General features: G+C 70.2%; 12 protein-coding genes and 1 pseudogene. 5 read left to right on the plus strand and 8 right to left on the minus strand.

The genetic code is table 11. The features are described 5' to 3' along the window. Window positions 1-67: 67 nt before the first annotated feature. Window positions 68-697 (minus strand): TetR/AcrR family transcriptional regulator, encoded by a 630-nt coding sequence (locus ACZ7DY_RS09870; protein ID WP_471132282.1) that lies wholly within the window; start codon window positions 695-697, stop codon window positions 68-70. A gap of 337 nt (window positions 698-1,034) precedes the next feature. Here ACZ7DY_RS09870 and ACZ7DY_RS09875 point away from each other — a divergent pair, with 337 nt between their 5' ends. From ACZ7DY_RS09875 to ACZ7DY_RS09890, 4 genes are all read left to right on the plus strand, one after another. Next, window positions 1,035-2,015: a tetratricopeptide repeat protein gene (locus tag ACZ7DY_RS09875; RefSeq protein WP_471132285.1), complete on the plus strand. Its 981-nt coding sequence runs from the start codon at window positions 1,035-1,037 to the stop codon at window positions 2,013-2,015. A 670-nt stretch (window positions 2,016-2,685) separates the two neighbouring features. After that, a complete protein-coding gene (locus ACZ7DY_RS09880; RefSeq protein ID WP_471132287.1) occupies window positions 2,686-3,303 on the plus strand; it encodes a DUF6230 family protein in 618 nt (205 codons plus the stop codon). Between the two features lie 158 nt (window positions 3,304-3,461). After that, window positions 3,462-4,025: a DUF6114 domain-containing protein gene (locus tag ACZ7DY_RS09885; protein ID WP_471132289.1), complete on the plus strand. Its 564-nt coding sequence runs from the start codon at window positions 3,462-3,464 to the stop codon at window positions 4,023-4,025. Next, on the plus strand, window positions 4,015-5,394 hold the full coding sequence (locus tag ACZ7DY_RS09890) for a hypothetical protein (RefSeq protein WP_471132290.1): 1,380 nt from the start codon (window positions 4,015-4,017) through the stop codon (window positions 5,392-5,394). The genes ACZ7DY_RS09885 and ACZ7DY_RS09890 overlap by 11 nt, the downstream gene beginning before the upstream one ends. A gap of 88 nt (window positions 5,395-5,482) precedes the next feature. On the opposite strand, the gene pyk is transcribed toward ACZ7DY_RS09890, so the two are convergent. From pyk to pta, 3 genes are all read right to left on the minus strand, one after another. Next, window positions 5,483-6,913, minus strand: a complete 1,431-nt coding sequence (gene pyk, locus ACZ7DY_RS09895) for a pyruvate kinase (protein ID WP_471132292.1) — start codon at window positions 6,911-6,913, stop codon at window positions 5,483-5,485. A gap of 73 nt (window positions 6,914-6,986) precedes the next feature. Further along, window positions 6,987-8,201: an acetate kinase gene (locus ACZ7DY_RS09900; protein ID WP_471132294.1), complete on the minus strand. Its 1,215-nt coding sequence runs from the start codon at window positions 8,199-8,201 to the stop codon at window positions 6,987-6,989. Window positions 8,202-8,226: 25 nt separating this feature from the next. Further along, a complete protein-coding gene (gene pta / locus ACZ7DY_RS09905; RefSeq protein WP_471132297.1) occupies window positions 8,227-10,302 on the minus strand; it encodes a phosphate acetyltransferase in 2,076 nt (691 codons plus the stop codon). A 284-nt stretch (window positions 10,303-10,586) separates the two neighbouring features. On the opposite strand from pta, the gene ACZ7DY_RS09910 reads away from it, so the two are divergent. Further along, entirely contained in the window at window positions 10,587-11,612 is a 1,026-nt protein-coding gene (locus ACZ7DY_RS09910; RefSeq protein WP_471132300.1) for an ATP-dependent 6-phosphofructokinase, read from the plus strand. Window positions 11,613-11,653: 41 nt separating this feature from the next. On the opposite strand, the gene ACZ7DY_RS09915 is transcribed toward ACZ7DY_RS09910, so the two are convergent. The 4 genes and pseudogenes from ACZ7DY_RS09915 to ACZ7DY_RS09930 form a co-directional block, all read right to left on the minus strand. After that, entirely contained in the window at window positions 11,654-12,298 is a 645-nt protein-coding gene (locus ACZ7DY_RS09915; RefSeq protein WP_471132453.1) for an XRE family transcriptional regulator, read from the minus strand. A gap of 242 nt (window positions 12,299-12,540) precedes the next feature. Continuing rightward, window positions 12,541-12,888 carry a hypothetical protein gene (locus ACZ7DY_RS09920; protein WP_471132303.1) on the minus strand — a complete coding sequence of 116 codons (348 nt, stop codon included), beginning with the start codon at window positions 12,886-12,888 and terminating at the stop codon, window positions 12,541-12,543. Between the two features lie 64 nt (window positions 12,889-12,952). Continuing rightward, on the minus strand, window positions 12,953-13,294 hold the full coding sequence (locus ACZ7DY_RS09925; RefSeq protein ID WP_471132305.1) for a hypothetical protein: 342 nt from the start codon (window positions 13,292-13,294) through the stop codon (window positions 12,953-12,955). Next, window positions 13,287-14,000, minus strand: a pseudogene (locus ACZ7DY_RS09930) (hypothetical protein); the annotation flags it as partial. The pseudogene ACZ7DY_RS09930 and the gene ACZ7DY_RS09925, both read right to left, overlap by 8 nt.

The following is a 14,000-nucleotide window of genomic DNA, read 5'->3' on the forward strand; positions in this document are numbered from 1 at the left end:
GGAAGCCTCCCACCCACCCGTTCACCCCGCACCGCACACCGCCCGTAGGAACACCCCGCCCCAAGGCCTAGGGGCCGGCCACCGTGGAGAGGCCCCCCAGGAGCAGACGTGTGAAGCGGGACGCCCACTCCTCGTCGACCGGTTCCGCGCTGACCAGGGCGCGGTGCACCACCGCTCCGGCGATGACGTCGAAGATGAGGTCGGCCGTCCGGCCTGCGGACACCGGGTCGGGCTCGGCGGGCAGCTCCCCCCGCTCCTGCGCCCGCTTCCGCCCCGCGAGGACCAGCCGTTTCTGGCGGTCGACGATGGACGCCCGGATGCGGTCCCGCAGCGGCTCGTCCGTGGTGGACTCCGCCACCACCGCCATCAGCGCCGTCTTCGTCTCGGGCCGCCCGAGCAGCGCCGCGAACTGCAGGACGACGCCCTCGATGTCGGCGGCGAGGCTGCCCCGGTCGGGCAGTTCCAGTTCGTCGAAGAGCTCCGCCACCGCGTCCACGACCAGCTCGCTCTTGCCCGCCCAGCGCCGGTACAGCGTCGTCTTGGCGACGCCCGCGCGCGTGGCGACCGCGCCGAGCGTCAGCTTGGACCAGCCGAGTTCGACGAGGCCCTGCCGGGTCGCCTCCAGGATCGCGGCGTCGGCGGTGGCGCTGCGCGGGCGGCCGCCGGTGCGGGCGTGAGGCGTGGTGCGGCTCTGCATGCCGCGACCATACCGGCCAGTACGGAGCGGTCCGGGGCGGTGCGTGAGCGAGATCACCGAAGGCACCGTTCCGCGTTCCGGCCGGGACAGTTACGCTACGACCCGTAGCGAAAGTTTGTGGAAGCGCGGCGGACGGCGTACCCGTACACCCCCCGTATCCCCATGAGCGAGCGCCACGAGAGACAACCACGCAGCACGACCAGCGGCCCGGGGTGGGGACCCCGCGCCAACCGACGGTCCTCCTCGGGACCTTGGACCGTGCCCTCGGTGGCCCCGCGATCCGGCGGGGGTTCCCGGACGGGCGCGGTTCCCGCACGGCTTGGGGGAGGATGTACTCATGCAGCCACGGAACATGTCCATGAGCGGTGTCGTAGACCTCGCCGCGGTGAAGGCGGCCCAGGAGGCCAAGGCGAAGGCGGAGCAGGCGCGCGCCGAAGCGGCCCGGCAGGGCGGGGGAGCGGCCGGCGCCGTCTCCCCGGCCTCCCTCGTCATCGATGTCGACGAAGCCGGTTTCGAGCGCGAGGTCCTCCAGCGCTCCACCGAGGTCCCGGTCGTCATCGATTTCTGGGCCGAGTGGTGCGAGCCGTGCAAGCAGCTGAGCCCTCTCCTCGAGCGGATCACGCGCGAATACAACGGCCGCTTCCTCCTTGCCAAGATCGACGTCGACGCCAACCAGATGCTGATGCAGCAGTTCGGGGTCCAGGGGATCCCGGCCGTCTTCGCGGTGGTGGCCGGACAGGCCCTGCCGCTCTTCCAGGGTGCCGCGCCCGAGGCGCAGATCCGCCAGACCCTGGACCAGCTCATCCAGGTCGGCGAGGAGCGTTTCGGCCTGACCGGTCTGGTGGTCGACGCCGGCGCCGATGGCCAGGAGGCGCCGGGCGCCGCCGAGGTGCCCGCCGGCCCGCACGACGCCCTGCTCGAGGCGGCCGTGCAGGCGCTCGACGCGGGCGACCTGGCCGGCGCCGTGCAGGCGTACAAGAACGTGCTGAGCGACGACCCGGCCAACACCGAGGCCAAGCTGGGCCTCGCCCAGGCCGAACTGCTGCGGCGCGTGCAGGGTCTGGACGCGCAGGCGGTCCGCAAGGACGCCGCGGACCGGCCGGCCGACGTGCAGGCCCAGATCGCCGCGGCCGACCTCGATCTGGTGGGCGGTCACGTCGAGGACGCCTTCGGGCGGCTCATCGACACCGTGCAGCGCTCCGCCGGCGACGACCGGGACGCCGCGCGGGTGCGACTGCTCGAACTCTTCGAGGTGGTGGGCGCGGACGACCCGCGCGTGACGGCGGCGCGCACGGCGCTCGCCCGCGTGCTCTTCTGACCGCGCGCCGGGCGTCCGCCCGGTTCCGTCCACGGACCCTCCGGCTGACCAGTCCCTAAACACCGGGGCCTGTGATGCCGGAGTGAAAAGTCTGTCCCCAGGACGCAACAGCGGCCGCGTTTTACCAAAACTTGGTAAACGCGGCCGCTGTTACTTGGAGTAAGAGAACGGCTCGCTTCTGAGCGCTTTCGCCCCCTCATGTCCCGTTCTGCTCCGGCCCATTGAGCCACCGTGCGTACCCGACCGATACCGCGCGGTCGCGCTTCGGTTATCCGGCCGTTACTAGCGAGTAACGAACCCCCTTGTGCGGGGGCCGAGAATGCACCACGATCGGCGACGCTCGGTCCGATGACCCGCAGCCCGGAAGCCAATCGGGAGCGGGCCTTCTGGGTCCCCACCGAGCAGGCCGGTGACGCCGTCGCCGGTCTTGGACAGGGGGGTCTCTGCCGGTCCCGGCAGGGCCTGTCCGCGAGGTTGTGCGTGATGCGTCAGGCGCGACCAGTGGTTGTCGCTCGGGGGTGATCGCCGGTGCTGAGTGGTGCGGTTGCGCGCCTCCGATGCGGGCGCTCTCCTTCCCGAGGACGTAGCACTTCTCCCATCCCTGCCCGGCTGAGCCGCCCGAACGGGAGCAGTCAGGGCCGGAGATGTACGTCCGAGAAGGAGGAAAGTCATGGAGTCCGTGGCTCGTGGCGGAACCAGATGGAAGCGGTTCGCCGTGGTCATGGTGCCGAGCGTCGCGGCGACTGCCGCGATAGGCGTCGCCCTGTCCCAGGGTGCGCTCGCGGCATCGTTCAGTGTGTCCGGTCAGCAGTTCAAGGTGACGGCCGACCGGCTCGACGGCGAGGGATTCGTCCAGTACGGGGCGCTCGACAGCGGTAAGTCGGGTCACCACCCGGTCGCCGTCGTCGGCCTCGAATCGGCCGAGATCACCAATCTCTGCCAGTCGGTGGTCGTGCCGGTCCCGGTCTTCGGCGATGTGTCGATGACCCTCAAGGCCGGTGGCAAGGGCGGTCCGAAGGTAGAGGCCAAGAAGCTCTACATCGACGCCGACGACCTGAAGGCGAACGCGACCTTCAACAAGGTCGACATCGGCGTTTCGGTCGACCAGACCACCAAGGGCCCCGGTCCGGCGAAGGGCGACAAGTACGCCCCGGACTCGTTCGCGCAGCAGGCCGAGTCGGTGCAGTTCACCGACGTCAAGCAGCGTGCGTGGGCGACCACCGCCGGCACCTTCAAGCTCTCTGGCCTCGGCATGTCGGTCAAGAAGGGCAAGCACGAGTGCTACTAGGGCAGTTGATGCCCTTGCGGGCCGCATGAGGCGGTCCGGTACGCATTCGGTGCGATGAGAACGGCCGGGCGCGGGGGCGCGACGGCACTCGACGGAGCCGTCCCCGTGCCCGAAACCGCACGACACACAGAACCAACGCCATTCCCGAGGAGTACGACATGAGCGCCGAAGCGCAAGTGGGACTGGGCGACAAGCTCGGCCGGATGCGCCGATCGTTCCGAGGGTGGCGCGGTCAGCGCCCGTTCTGGGGTGGTCTGCTGACACTTCTCGGCGGCATCCCGATCATGTATTTCCCGTACGCGAACCTCACGCTCGGCACGATGACGATCCGGATGGCGACCACCGCCGGCGCCGGATCGCTGATCATCGGCGTGCTGTTGGTCGTGCTCGGCCTGACCATGTGGTTCCAGCCGCACTCCCGGGTCTTCGCGGGTGTCGCGGCGATCCTGCTCGCCCTGGTCTCCCTGGTGGTCTCCAACTTCGGCGGTTTCGTCATCGGCTTCCTGCTCGCCCTGATCGGCGGCGCCCTCGGCGTCTCCTGGGCGCACGCGAAGCCCGCCGGTGAGCCTGCCAGGGGACGTACGGCCAACGAGCCGGGCGGCCCCGACGAGGTCCCCGGGGCCACCGCCGCGGCCGGCGCGGGTGGGGTGAGCGGCGAACAGGACGATCTGTCAGGAACGAGCCCGACGAACGGGACGAACGGGAGGCACCGTGCCGGCTGACGAGGTGCACCACGAGGGCCCCTGGGGGGAGCCCCGTGCGAGAACCGGGCCGCGCCACGCGGCACCCAGGAAGCCGCTGCTGACCCGGCTGCAGGTTCCCGCGGGCAAGGCGATAGCCATCGCCGCCATGCCCACCGCCGTGCTCATGGGCATGGGACTGACCCCGACGCTCGCGCAGGCGAAGCCGGGCGTGCCGGACAACCCCTTCCAGGACGGCCCGTGTGTCACGGCGCCGGACAAGGACGCGGAGAAGGACGCCGCGGACAAGGCGAAGGACGAGGCGGCCGAGAAGGACGCCAAGGACGCGCAGGACGCCAAGGACGCGCAGGACTCCAAGGACACCGACGACGCCCGGAAGCCGTCCGGCAAGGACGACGCGGGCAAGGGCGGCACCGACGAGCCGGCCCCGTCGACCTCGCCCGGTACGGGCGACGAGGCGGACCCGGACGGCAAGGCACCGACCACCCCGTCGACGGGGGAGCGGGACGGCGCCGAGGAGTCCGGCAAGACCCCCGAGCCGACCGAGACCAAAAACCCCTGGGACCCGCTGGGTGTCGGCGACGCCCTCAAGGATGTCTTCACGCCCGACAAGGACGAGGACGCGAAGCCGTCCGAGACCCCGGCGCCGGCCCCGTCCGACGCGGACTCCGGCTCCGGCGGCGCCAAGTCCACCGAGGCGCCCAAGTCCACCGAGTCCCCCAAGTCCCCCGGGGACGTGGTCAAGGACACCACCGACAAGGTCACCAAGTCGGTCGACGACACCGCCGGCAAGGCGGGCGACGCGGCGGACAAGGTCGAGAAGGACGCCGAGAAGGCGGCCGAGGACGCGGCGAAGGACAAGGCCGAGAACAAGGCCGAGGACCCTATGGCGCCGGACGAGAACGGCAAGAAGCCGTTCCCGTGCGTCGTCGAGAAGAAGGTCGACGGAAAGGCCGAGCAGACGCCCGCGCCGATCCCGAACCAGCCGTGGCACCTGGAAGCCAGCTCGCTCACGCTCAAGGGCGCCGACTACCAGGGCGTCGTCAACCTGACGATGCCGAACGGTCAGAGCAAGCAGGCCCTGAAGTACGTCGTCCAGAACACCGACATCGGCGACCTGCACCAGATCGTCGAGGGTCCGGGCGGCAAGAAGTACCACGTCGAGGCCGCCAAGGGCTCCACGTCCACCATCCGGGGCGGGGAGACCACGATGTACACCGAGCGGATCTCGGGCAAGCTGTTCGGACTGATCCCGATCACCTTCGACCCCGAGCACCCGCCGCCGCTGAACATCCCCCTGATCTACTTCACCGACGTGAAGGTGCAGCAGGCGGGCCAGTTCGGCGGGAAACTCACGATTCCCGGACTGCACCAGTCGATCACCGACTGAGGTCCCGTACGAAGACATCCCGTACGACAGACGCCGAGGGCGCCCCCTGATCGCAGGGGGCGCCCTCGGTGCGTACGCGGGGCGACCGTCAGTCGCGGCCGCCGTTGCCCAGGTGGTGGACCCGGACCATGTTGGTGGTGCCGGGGACGCCGGGGGGCGAGCCCGCCGTGATGACGACCGTGTCGCCGTCGTTGAAGCGGTTGAGCTTGATCAGCTCGGCGTCGACCAGCTCGACCATGGCGTCGGTGTTGTCGACGTGCGGCACGACGTAGGTGTCCACGCCCCAGCTCAGGGTGAGCTGGTTGCGGGTCGACTCGTCGGTGGTGAAGGCGAGGATCGGCTGGGCCGCGCGGTAGCGCGAGAGCCGGCGGGCCGTGTCACCGGACTTGGTGAAGGCGACCAGCGCCTCGCCGCCGAGGAAGTCCGCGATCTCGCACGCGGCACGGGCGACCGAACCACCCTGCGTACGCGGCTTCTTGCCGGGCACGAGCGGCTGCAGCCCCTTGGAGAGCAGCTCTTCCTCGGCCGCGGCGACGATCTTCGACATCGTCTTGACGGTCTCGATCGGGTACGCGCCGACGCTGGACTCGGCCGACAGCATGACCGCGTCCGCGCCGTCCAGGATCGCGTTGGCGACGTCGGACGCCTCGGCGCGCGTGGGGCGCGAGTTGGTGATCATCGACTCCATCATCTGGGTCGCGACGATCACCGGCTTGGCGTTGCGGCGGCACATCTCCACGAGGCGCTTCTGCACCATCGGGACCTTCTCGAGCGGGTACTCGACGGCCAGGTCGCCGCGGGCCACCATCACGGCGTCGAACGCCGCGACGACGCCCTCCATGTTGGCTACGGCCTGCGGCTTCTCCACCTTGGCGATGACGGGGACCCGGCGGCCCTCCTCGTCCATCACCTTGTGGACGTCCTTGACGTCGCTCGCGTCGCGCACGAAGGAGAGGGCGACCATGTCGCAGCCCATCCTCAGGGCGAAGCGCAGGTCGTCGACGTCCTTCTCGGAGAGCGCGGGCACGTTCACGGCCGCGCCGGGCAGGTTGATGCCCTTGTGGTCGGAGATGACACCGCCCTCGACGACGATCGTCTTGACGCGCGGCCCGTCGACCTCGACGACACGCAGCTCGACGTTGCCGTCGTTGATCAGGACCTGGTCGCCCTTGGAGACGTCGCCCGGCAGACCCTTGTAGGTCGTGCCGCAGATCGACTTGTCGCCCGGGACGTCCTCGGTGGTGATGGTGAACTCGTCACCGCGCACCAGCTCGACGGGGCCCTCGGCGAAGGTCTCCAGACGGATCTTCGGACCCTGCAGGTCGGCGAGGACGCCGATGGCACGGCCGGTCTTCGCGGCAGCCGCACGGACGCGGTCGTACCGCCCCTGGTGCTCGGCGTGCGTGCCGTGGCTGAAGTTGAATCGGGCCACGTTCATGCCGGCCTCGATCAGCGAGACGAGCTGCTCTTCGGAGTCGACGGCGGGGCCCAGCGTGCAGACGATTTTGGAACGGCGCATGGGGCGATCCTATCGGTTTGTTTCGCTACGGAATATTCCGTCTGGTGGAATCTACAAATGGGCGGAAGTCCGCTCAGGCGTTGCGGTCGTCGACCAATGCGTACGTCTGAGTGGCGATCTCCAATTCTTCGTCCGTGGGCACCACGGCGACGGCAACGCGCGCGTACTCCGGCGAAATGAGCCGCGGTTCGTCGGAACGTACGGAATTGAGCGCGCCGTCGACCGCGAGCCCCAGCTCCTCCAGGCCCGCCACGGCCGCCTCCCGCACCGGGGCGGCGTTCTCGCCGACGCCCGCCGTGAATGCGATGGCGTCGACCCTGCCGAGCACCGCGTAATAGGCGCCGATGTACTTCTTCAGACGGTGGATGTAAATGTCGAACGCGAGTGCCGCCTCTTCATCGCCCGCCTCGACCCGGCGGCGGATCTCCCGCATGTCGTTGTCGCCGCAGAGACCGATCAGACCGCTCTTCTTGTTGAGCAGCACGTCGATCTCGTCGACGGACATTTTGCCGACCCGGGCCAGATGGAAGATCACCGCCGGATCCAGGTCACCGGAACGGGTACCCATCACGAGCCCCTCCAACGGCGTGAGCCCCATCGAGGTGTCCACGCACTTCCCGCCGCGCACCGCGCTCGCCGAGGCGCCGTTGCCCAGGTGCAGCACGATCACGTTGACGTCCTCGGGCGCCTTGCCGAGCAGCTGCGCGGTGCGCCGCGAGACGTAAGCGTGGGACGTGCCGTGGAAGCCGTAGCGCCGCACGCGGTGCTCGTCGGCGGTCCGTACGTCGATCGCGTAGCGGGCGGCGGACTCCGGCATCGTCGTGTGGAACGCGGTGTCGAAGACGGCGACCTGCGGCAGGTCGGGGCGGAGCGCCTGGGCGGTGCGGATGCCGGTGATGTTGGCCGGGTTGTGCAGCGGCGCCACCGGCACCAGGCGCTCGATCTCCGCGAGCACCTCGTCGGTGATGACGGTCGGCGCGGTGAACTTCAGGCCGCCGTGCACCACCCGGTGGCCGATCGCGGCCAGCTCGGGGGAGTCGAGGCCGAGTCCGTCGGCGGACAGCTCCTGGGCGACGGCCTTCAGCGCCGCCTCGTGGTCGGCGATCGGCTCCTCGCGCTCGCGGGACGCTCCGCCGAGGGCCAGCGGGGTGTGCTTGAGCCGCGAGGTCTCCTCACCGATCCGCTCGACCAGACCGACGGCGAGACGCGAGCTGTCGCGCATGTCGAGCAGCTGGTACTTCACCGACGAGGAGCCGGAGTTGAGGACGAGTACGCGCGTAGCGGTCACGGATTCGGGGCGCTTTCTGTGGGGGTTACGGGGCGGGCGTCTGGGCCTGGATGGCCGTGATGGCGACGGTGTTGACGATGTCCTGGACGAGCGCGCCGCGGGACAGGTCGTTGACCGGCTTGCGCAGACCCTGCAGGACCGGGCCGACGGCGATCGCGCCGGCCGAGCGCTGCACGGCCTTGTAGGTGTTGTTGCCGGTGTTCAGGTCCGGGAAGATCAGCACGCTGGCCTGGCCCGCGACGTCCGAGCCGGGCAGCTTGGTGGCCGCGACGGAGGGCTCCACGGCGGCGTCGTACTGGATCGGCCCCTCGATCTTCAGGTCACTGCGGTTCGCGCGCACCAGCTCGGTGGCCTCGCGGACCTTGTCGACGTCGGCGCCCGAGCCGGAGGTGCCCGTCGAGTACGACAGCATCGCGATCCGCGGCTCCACCCCGAACTGCTGCGCGGTGGCGGCCGCCTGGACGGCGATGTCCGCGAGCTGCTCGGCGTTCGGGTCCGGGTTGACCGCGCAGTCCCCGTACACGAGGACCTTGTCGGCGAGGCACATGAAGAAGACGGAGCTGACGATCGAGGCGTCCGGCTTGGTCTTGATGATCTCGAAGGCGGGCCGGATGGTCGCGGCCGTGGAGTGCACGGAGCCCGAGACCATGCCGTCGGCGAGGCCCTCCTGGACCATCAGCGTGCCGAAGTAGTTCACGTCGGCCACCACGTCGTGGGCGAGCTCGACGGTGACGCCCTTGTGGGCGCGCAGCTCGGCGTACTTGGCGGCGAAACGGTCCCGCAGCTCGGAGGTCTGCGGGTCGATGAGCTCGGAGTCGACGAGGTCCACGCCGAGGTCCGCGGCCTTCTTGCGGATCTGCTCGACCGGGCCGAGCAGCGTCAGGTCGCAGACGCCGCGGCGCAGCAGCACGTCGGCGGCGCGCAGCACCCGCTCCTCGGTGCCCTCGGGCAGCACGACGCGACGCCGGTCGGAACGGGCCTGCTCCAGGAGCTTGTGCTCGAACATCATCGGCGTGAGGCGGTCGCTGCTCGGCGCCGAGACGCGCCCGAGCAGGTCGGCGGTGTCGACGTACCGCTCGAAGAGGCCGAGGGCGGTCTCCGCCTTGCGGGGCGTCGCCGCGTTCAGCTTCCCCTCCAGCGCGAAGAGCTCGGCCGCCGTCGGGAACGACCCGCCGGAGACCGCGACCACCGGCGTGCCGGGGGCGAGCCGGTCGGCGAGGGTGAGGATCTCCTGGCCCGGCTGCTCGTTCAGGGTCAGCAGGACGCCGGCGATGGGCGGCGTGCCGGCGCTGTGCGCGGCGAGCGAGCCCACGACCAGGTCGGCGCGGTCGCCGGGGGTGACCACCAGGCAGCCAGGGGTCAGGGCGTTCAGGAAGTTCGGCAGCATGGCGCCGCCGAAGACGAAGTCCAGGGCGTCGCGCGCGAGCCCCGAGTCGTCGCCGAGCAGCACGCGGCCGCCGAGGGCATGGGTGATCTGGGCGACCGTCGGCGCGGAGAGCGCGGCCTCGTCGGGCAGCACGTAGCAGGGCACGGGCAGCCGCGCCTCGAGCCGCTCGTGGATCTCGGCGCGGTCGGCCGGGGCCACCCGGTTGGTGATCATGGCGAGGACGTCGCAGCCCAGCGCCTCGTACGCGCGGTAGGCGTTGCGGGTCTCGGCGCGCACCGACTCGGCGGTCTGGTTCTTGCCGCCGACCACCGGCAGGACCGAGGCGCCGAACTCGTTGGCGAGCCGGGCGTTGAGCGCGAGCTCGTCGGGGAGCTGGGTGGCGGCGAAATCCGTGCCGAGCACGAGAACCACTTCATAATCCCTCGCGACCCGGTGGAACCGGTCGACGAGCCGGGACACCAGCTCGTCGGTGCCCTGCTCCGCCTGGAGCGCCGACGCCTCGTGGTAGTCCATGCCGTATACCGTCGACGCGTCCTGCGAGAGGCGGTAGCGGGCCCTCAGCAGGTCGAAGAGGCGGTCGGGGCCGTCATGGACGAGCGGCCGGAAGACACCGACCCGGTCGACCCGGCGGGTGAGGAGCTCCATGACTCCCAGCTCGACGACCTGGCGTCCGTCGCCCCGGTCGATCCCGGTCACGTACACGCTGCGCGTCACGCGTGCTCTCCCCTTCTTCGCTCTCTCCGCTGTCCGCCGGCCCGGCGCGAGGCACCGGCCGAGCTGGACAAATGACCCGATATCGTGGCTGTGCCCTCTTGACAATACCTCTGCGGCTGGCTAGGTCGCCCGCCGGACGAAAGGCCCCGCGAGGCCGGTACCAAGGTCCCTTCCCGCCCTTCGCACGGACATCCGTCGGACATCCGTGAGCGGCGACCCCTGTGCGGCCATGGAACAATCGGATCGGCTCACAAGTACCAGCAGCGAGCAGGAGACACAGCGCGATGCGTATCGGAATTCTCACCGCGGGCGGCGACTGCCCCGGCCTCAACGCAGTGATCCGGTCGGTCGTGCACCGCGCCGTGACCAACTACGGCGACGAGGTCATCGGCTTCGAGGACGGTTACGCGGGCCTGCTCGACGGTCGCTACCGCGCCCTCGACCTGAACGCCGTCAGCGGCATCCTGGCCCGTGGCGGCACCATCCTCGGCTCCTCCCGCCTCGAGCGCGCCCGCTTCCGCGCGGCCTGCGACAACGCCAAGGAACTCATCGAGAAGAGCGGCTTCGACGCGCTCATCCCGATCGGCGGCGAGGGCACGCTGACGGCCGCGCGCATGCTGTCCGACGCGGGCGTCCCGGTGGTCGGCGTCCCCAAGACCATCGACAACGACATCTCCGGCACGGACCGCACCTTCGGCTTCGACACGGCGGTCGGCGTGGCGACGGAGGCCATGGACCGCCTGAAGACCACCGCCGAGTCGCACCAGCGCGTCATGGTGGTCGAGGTCATGGGCCGCCACGCGGGCTGGATCGCCCTGGAGTCCGGCATGGCCGGCGGCGCCCACGGCATCTGCCTGCCGGAACGCCCCTTCGACCCCGCCGACCTGGTCGCGCTCGTCGAGGAGCGCTTCGCGCGCGGCAAGAAGTTCGCGGTGATCTGCGTCGCCGAGGGTGCCCACCCCCAGGAGGGCACCATGAACTACGGCGTGGGCGCGATCGACCAGTTCGGCCACGAGCGGTTCCAGGGCATCGGCACGGCCCTCGCGTACGAGCTGGAGACCCGCCTCGGCAAGGAGGCCAAGCCGGTCATCCTCGGCCACGTCCAGCGCGGCGGCACCCCCACCGCGTACGACCGCGTCCTCGCGACCCGCTTCGGCTGGCACGCGGTCGAGGCGGTGCACCGGGGCGAGTACGGCAGGATGACGGCGCTGCGCGGCACCGACATCACGATGGTGCCGCTGGCCGAGGCGGTCACGGAGCTGAAGACGGTCCCCAAGGACCGGATGGACGAGGCGGAGTCGGTCTTCTAGGGGGGCCTCCCACCCGGCCCGGCATACGGCAATCCGGCACGTCAGCCCCGGCCGCTGCTGCCGCCGCCGCCCCGAACCAGCGCCCAGAAGTGTTCGAGGATCCGCTCCAGGAAGTCCCGCCCGGCCTCCCCGGACGCGTCCGAACCGGCGCCGCCGCCCCAGCTCAGGGTGCGCGTCATCCGTGACTGGTAGTCCTCGTGCATCTGCCGCAGCACGTCCTCGACGTGCCGCTTCTCCACCGGGAGCAGCTTGGTGACGGGCCGCACATACCCCTGCCACCGCGTGGTGACGGCGCTGCGCAGCAGCTCGGCGAGCTGCTCCGACCGCCCGGTCACGGTGACGAAGTCGGCCGGGGCCAGTGCGAGGACGCGGGCCAGGGCGGCGGACTGCCGCTCATTGCCGCGCCAGGTGCTGGTCTCCTCCATGCGCAGATACGCCTGGATCTCCACGCCGGACTCCCGCGCCACGTCCTCCGGCGCGAGCCCGCGCGCGAGCCGGTGCTCGCGCAGGGTCCGCGCGGCCCCCATGAGCTCCCCCGGGGAGCACCACAGGGTCGCCGCCAGCGCGGTGAGCTCGGCGGAGGTCGGCGAGGCGAGCCCGCGCTCCCAGGCGGCGACGGTGTCCGCGGTGACATAGGTGAGCCCGTAACTGGCCCGCATTCCGTACGCGACGTGCCCGTGCGCCATCCCCAGGGCCTCCCGCAGACGCCGTGCGGCGGGGAAGTTGAAGGGGGGCGTGGGCTGGTGCGATGGTTGGCTCGATTGCACGGGCACACCGTAGGTGGCCCCGGAGGCGGTGACTACGGTGTGTTCCTACGAGGTTGCGGAATGGTGCGAAGGTACGGGGTGATCACCGGGTCTTTGGGGCCAGGATCCTCGGCTCCTCGGCCCCTCAAGGGGTCCCGTCTGCTCCCCGGGTCCCGATGGGCCTATCGCTGCGCGGCGGCGAGCTCTTGGCGGAGGCGCTTGACCTCTTCCACGAGCCGGGGCACCGCTTCACGGGCCATGGCGATGAACGCCGCGTTCTCGTCCCACCGGCTGTCCGCGCAGTCCACGTAGCGTGGGCTCTGTACGAGCGTCGCCGCGATCATCTCGCCCCCGTCGAAGGCGGGCCACCGCTCTCCGCGGCCGGTGTCCTCCACCGTACTGACGGCGACGAGGTTCATGGCATGGTCGTCGTCCAGGTTCCTGACGTACCAGGGCCCGGGTGTGGCCGCCGCGCACATCTCCATGATCTCTTGAAGGTCCATGTTGGGGGTGCCGTTGTTCTCGCGCATGACGGGTATTCCTTAATGTGCCGACTCAGTACCGTTCTCGGCGACACTTCTCGCCCGCGCCCGGTCAGAAGAGCTCGGACTCCGAGTCATCCTCTCCGGCGTCTGCACTGTCGGGCCAGACGGCGGTGTAGTCCTTGATGATCGCGTCGGCGGAGGCGGTGTCCTGTGTGGCGTAGGGGATGACTGTCTCCGCGTCCTCGGGGATGTCCGTGCGGGACAGGTGGATGCCGAAGAGGCAGGTGTCGCACCAGAAGGACGCGTAGCCGATGCCGTCACGGGTCTTCTCCGTGAAGACCAGGGACAGGGTCTTGTTCCCGCAGTTGGGGCAGCTCGAGGTGGCGACGCGGGACCGGCCCCCGTAGATCTCCTCGTACGCGTCGAGCCAGTCGCCCCAGACGTTAGCCATCGGTCCCGCCCTCTTCCCTCGGGTTGTTCAGGGGGTGGTTGTTCCACCACTGATCCTCGTGAGCGTAGGCCTCGTCTTCCCAGCGGCGCAGTTCCGCCTCGTTGGTGGGAACCCTGCCGCCCCGCCGGATCTGATCGACGTGGAACCGTTCGTGCGCGAGGGTCCGCGCCAGTGTCTCCTCGTCGTAGAACGCGTCCCGGTACAGGCGGATCTCCGAGGCGGAGGGTGTCGAGCCCTGCAGACCGGAGACGCTGCGGTTGATGTTGACGCGGATGCCGGCGAGGTCCACCTCGTAGCGCCTGGACACGTCCCGCACGCTGTCCATGTGCATCGGCATGGGCGGGCCGTTGCGGGGGCGGCGTCTTGCCCGTCGGAGTACGTCATCGGAACCCCGGCGGACCGAGCGAGCCATTCCGCGCAGCCCCGTCCTGCCCAGGCCCTTCATGCCTTTGGCCAGCCTGCCGGCCGTCGTGAGGCCTTTGCCGCCGGGGATGCAGTCCATGGCGGCGAAGGCCACGTCCATGAGGGTGGCTTGGCCTTTTGCGTATTTGCTCAGGGTGTCGGCCAGGACGATGGCGCCGGCGATGATGACGATGGCGGCCAGGATCGGTCCGCCGACGATCATCGCGATGACCCCGACGACGGCGACGACGACCTTGCAGACGGCGACGATGGCATCCCAGTTGTCGGTGACCCAGTCACCGAT

Source organism: Streptomyces sp. NPDC037013, from assembly GCF_055607265.1.

Bases quoted from the DNA above. Each gene is read 5' to 3' on its own strand.
- ACZ7DY_RS09920 (WP_471132303.1), bottom strand. From the start codon at position 12,888: ATGCGCGAGAACAACGGCACCCCCAACATGGACCTTCAAGAGATCATG.
- ACZ7DY_RS09875 (WP_471132285.1), top strand. From the start codon at position 1,035: ATGCAGCCACGGAACATGTCCATGAGCGGTGTCGTAGACCTCGCCGCG.
- ACZ7DY_RS09915 (WP_471132453.1), bottom strand. From the start codon at position 12,298: ATGGCGCACGGGCACGTCGCGTACGGAATGCGGGCCAGTTACGGGCTC.
- ACZ7DY_RS09880 (WP_471132287.1), top strand. From the start codon at position 2,686: ATGGAGTCCGTGGCTCGTGGCGGAACCAGATGGAAGCGGTTCGCCGTG.
- ACZ7DY_RS09925 (WP_471132305.1), bottom strand. From the start codon at position 13,294: ATGGCTAACGTCTGGGGCGACTGGCTCGACGCGTACGAGGAGATCTAC.
- pyk (WP_471132292.1), bottom strand. From the start codon at position 6,913: ATGCGCCGTTCCAAAATCGTCTGCACGCTGGGCCCCGCCGTCGACTCC.
- ACZ7DY_RS09885 (WP_471132289.1), top strand. From the start codon at position 3,462: ATGAGCGCCGAAGCGCAAGTGGGACTGGGCGACAAGCTCGGCCGGATG.
- ACZ7DY_RS09910 (WP_471132300.1), top strand. From the start codon at position 10,587: ATGCGTATCGGAATTCTCACCGCGGGCGGCGACTGCCCCGGCCTCAAC.
- ACZ7DY_RS09870 (WP_471132282.1), bottom strand. From the start codon at position 697: ATGCAGAGCCGCACCACGCCTCACGCCCGCACCGGCGGCCGCCCGCGC.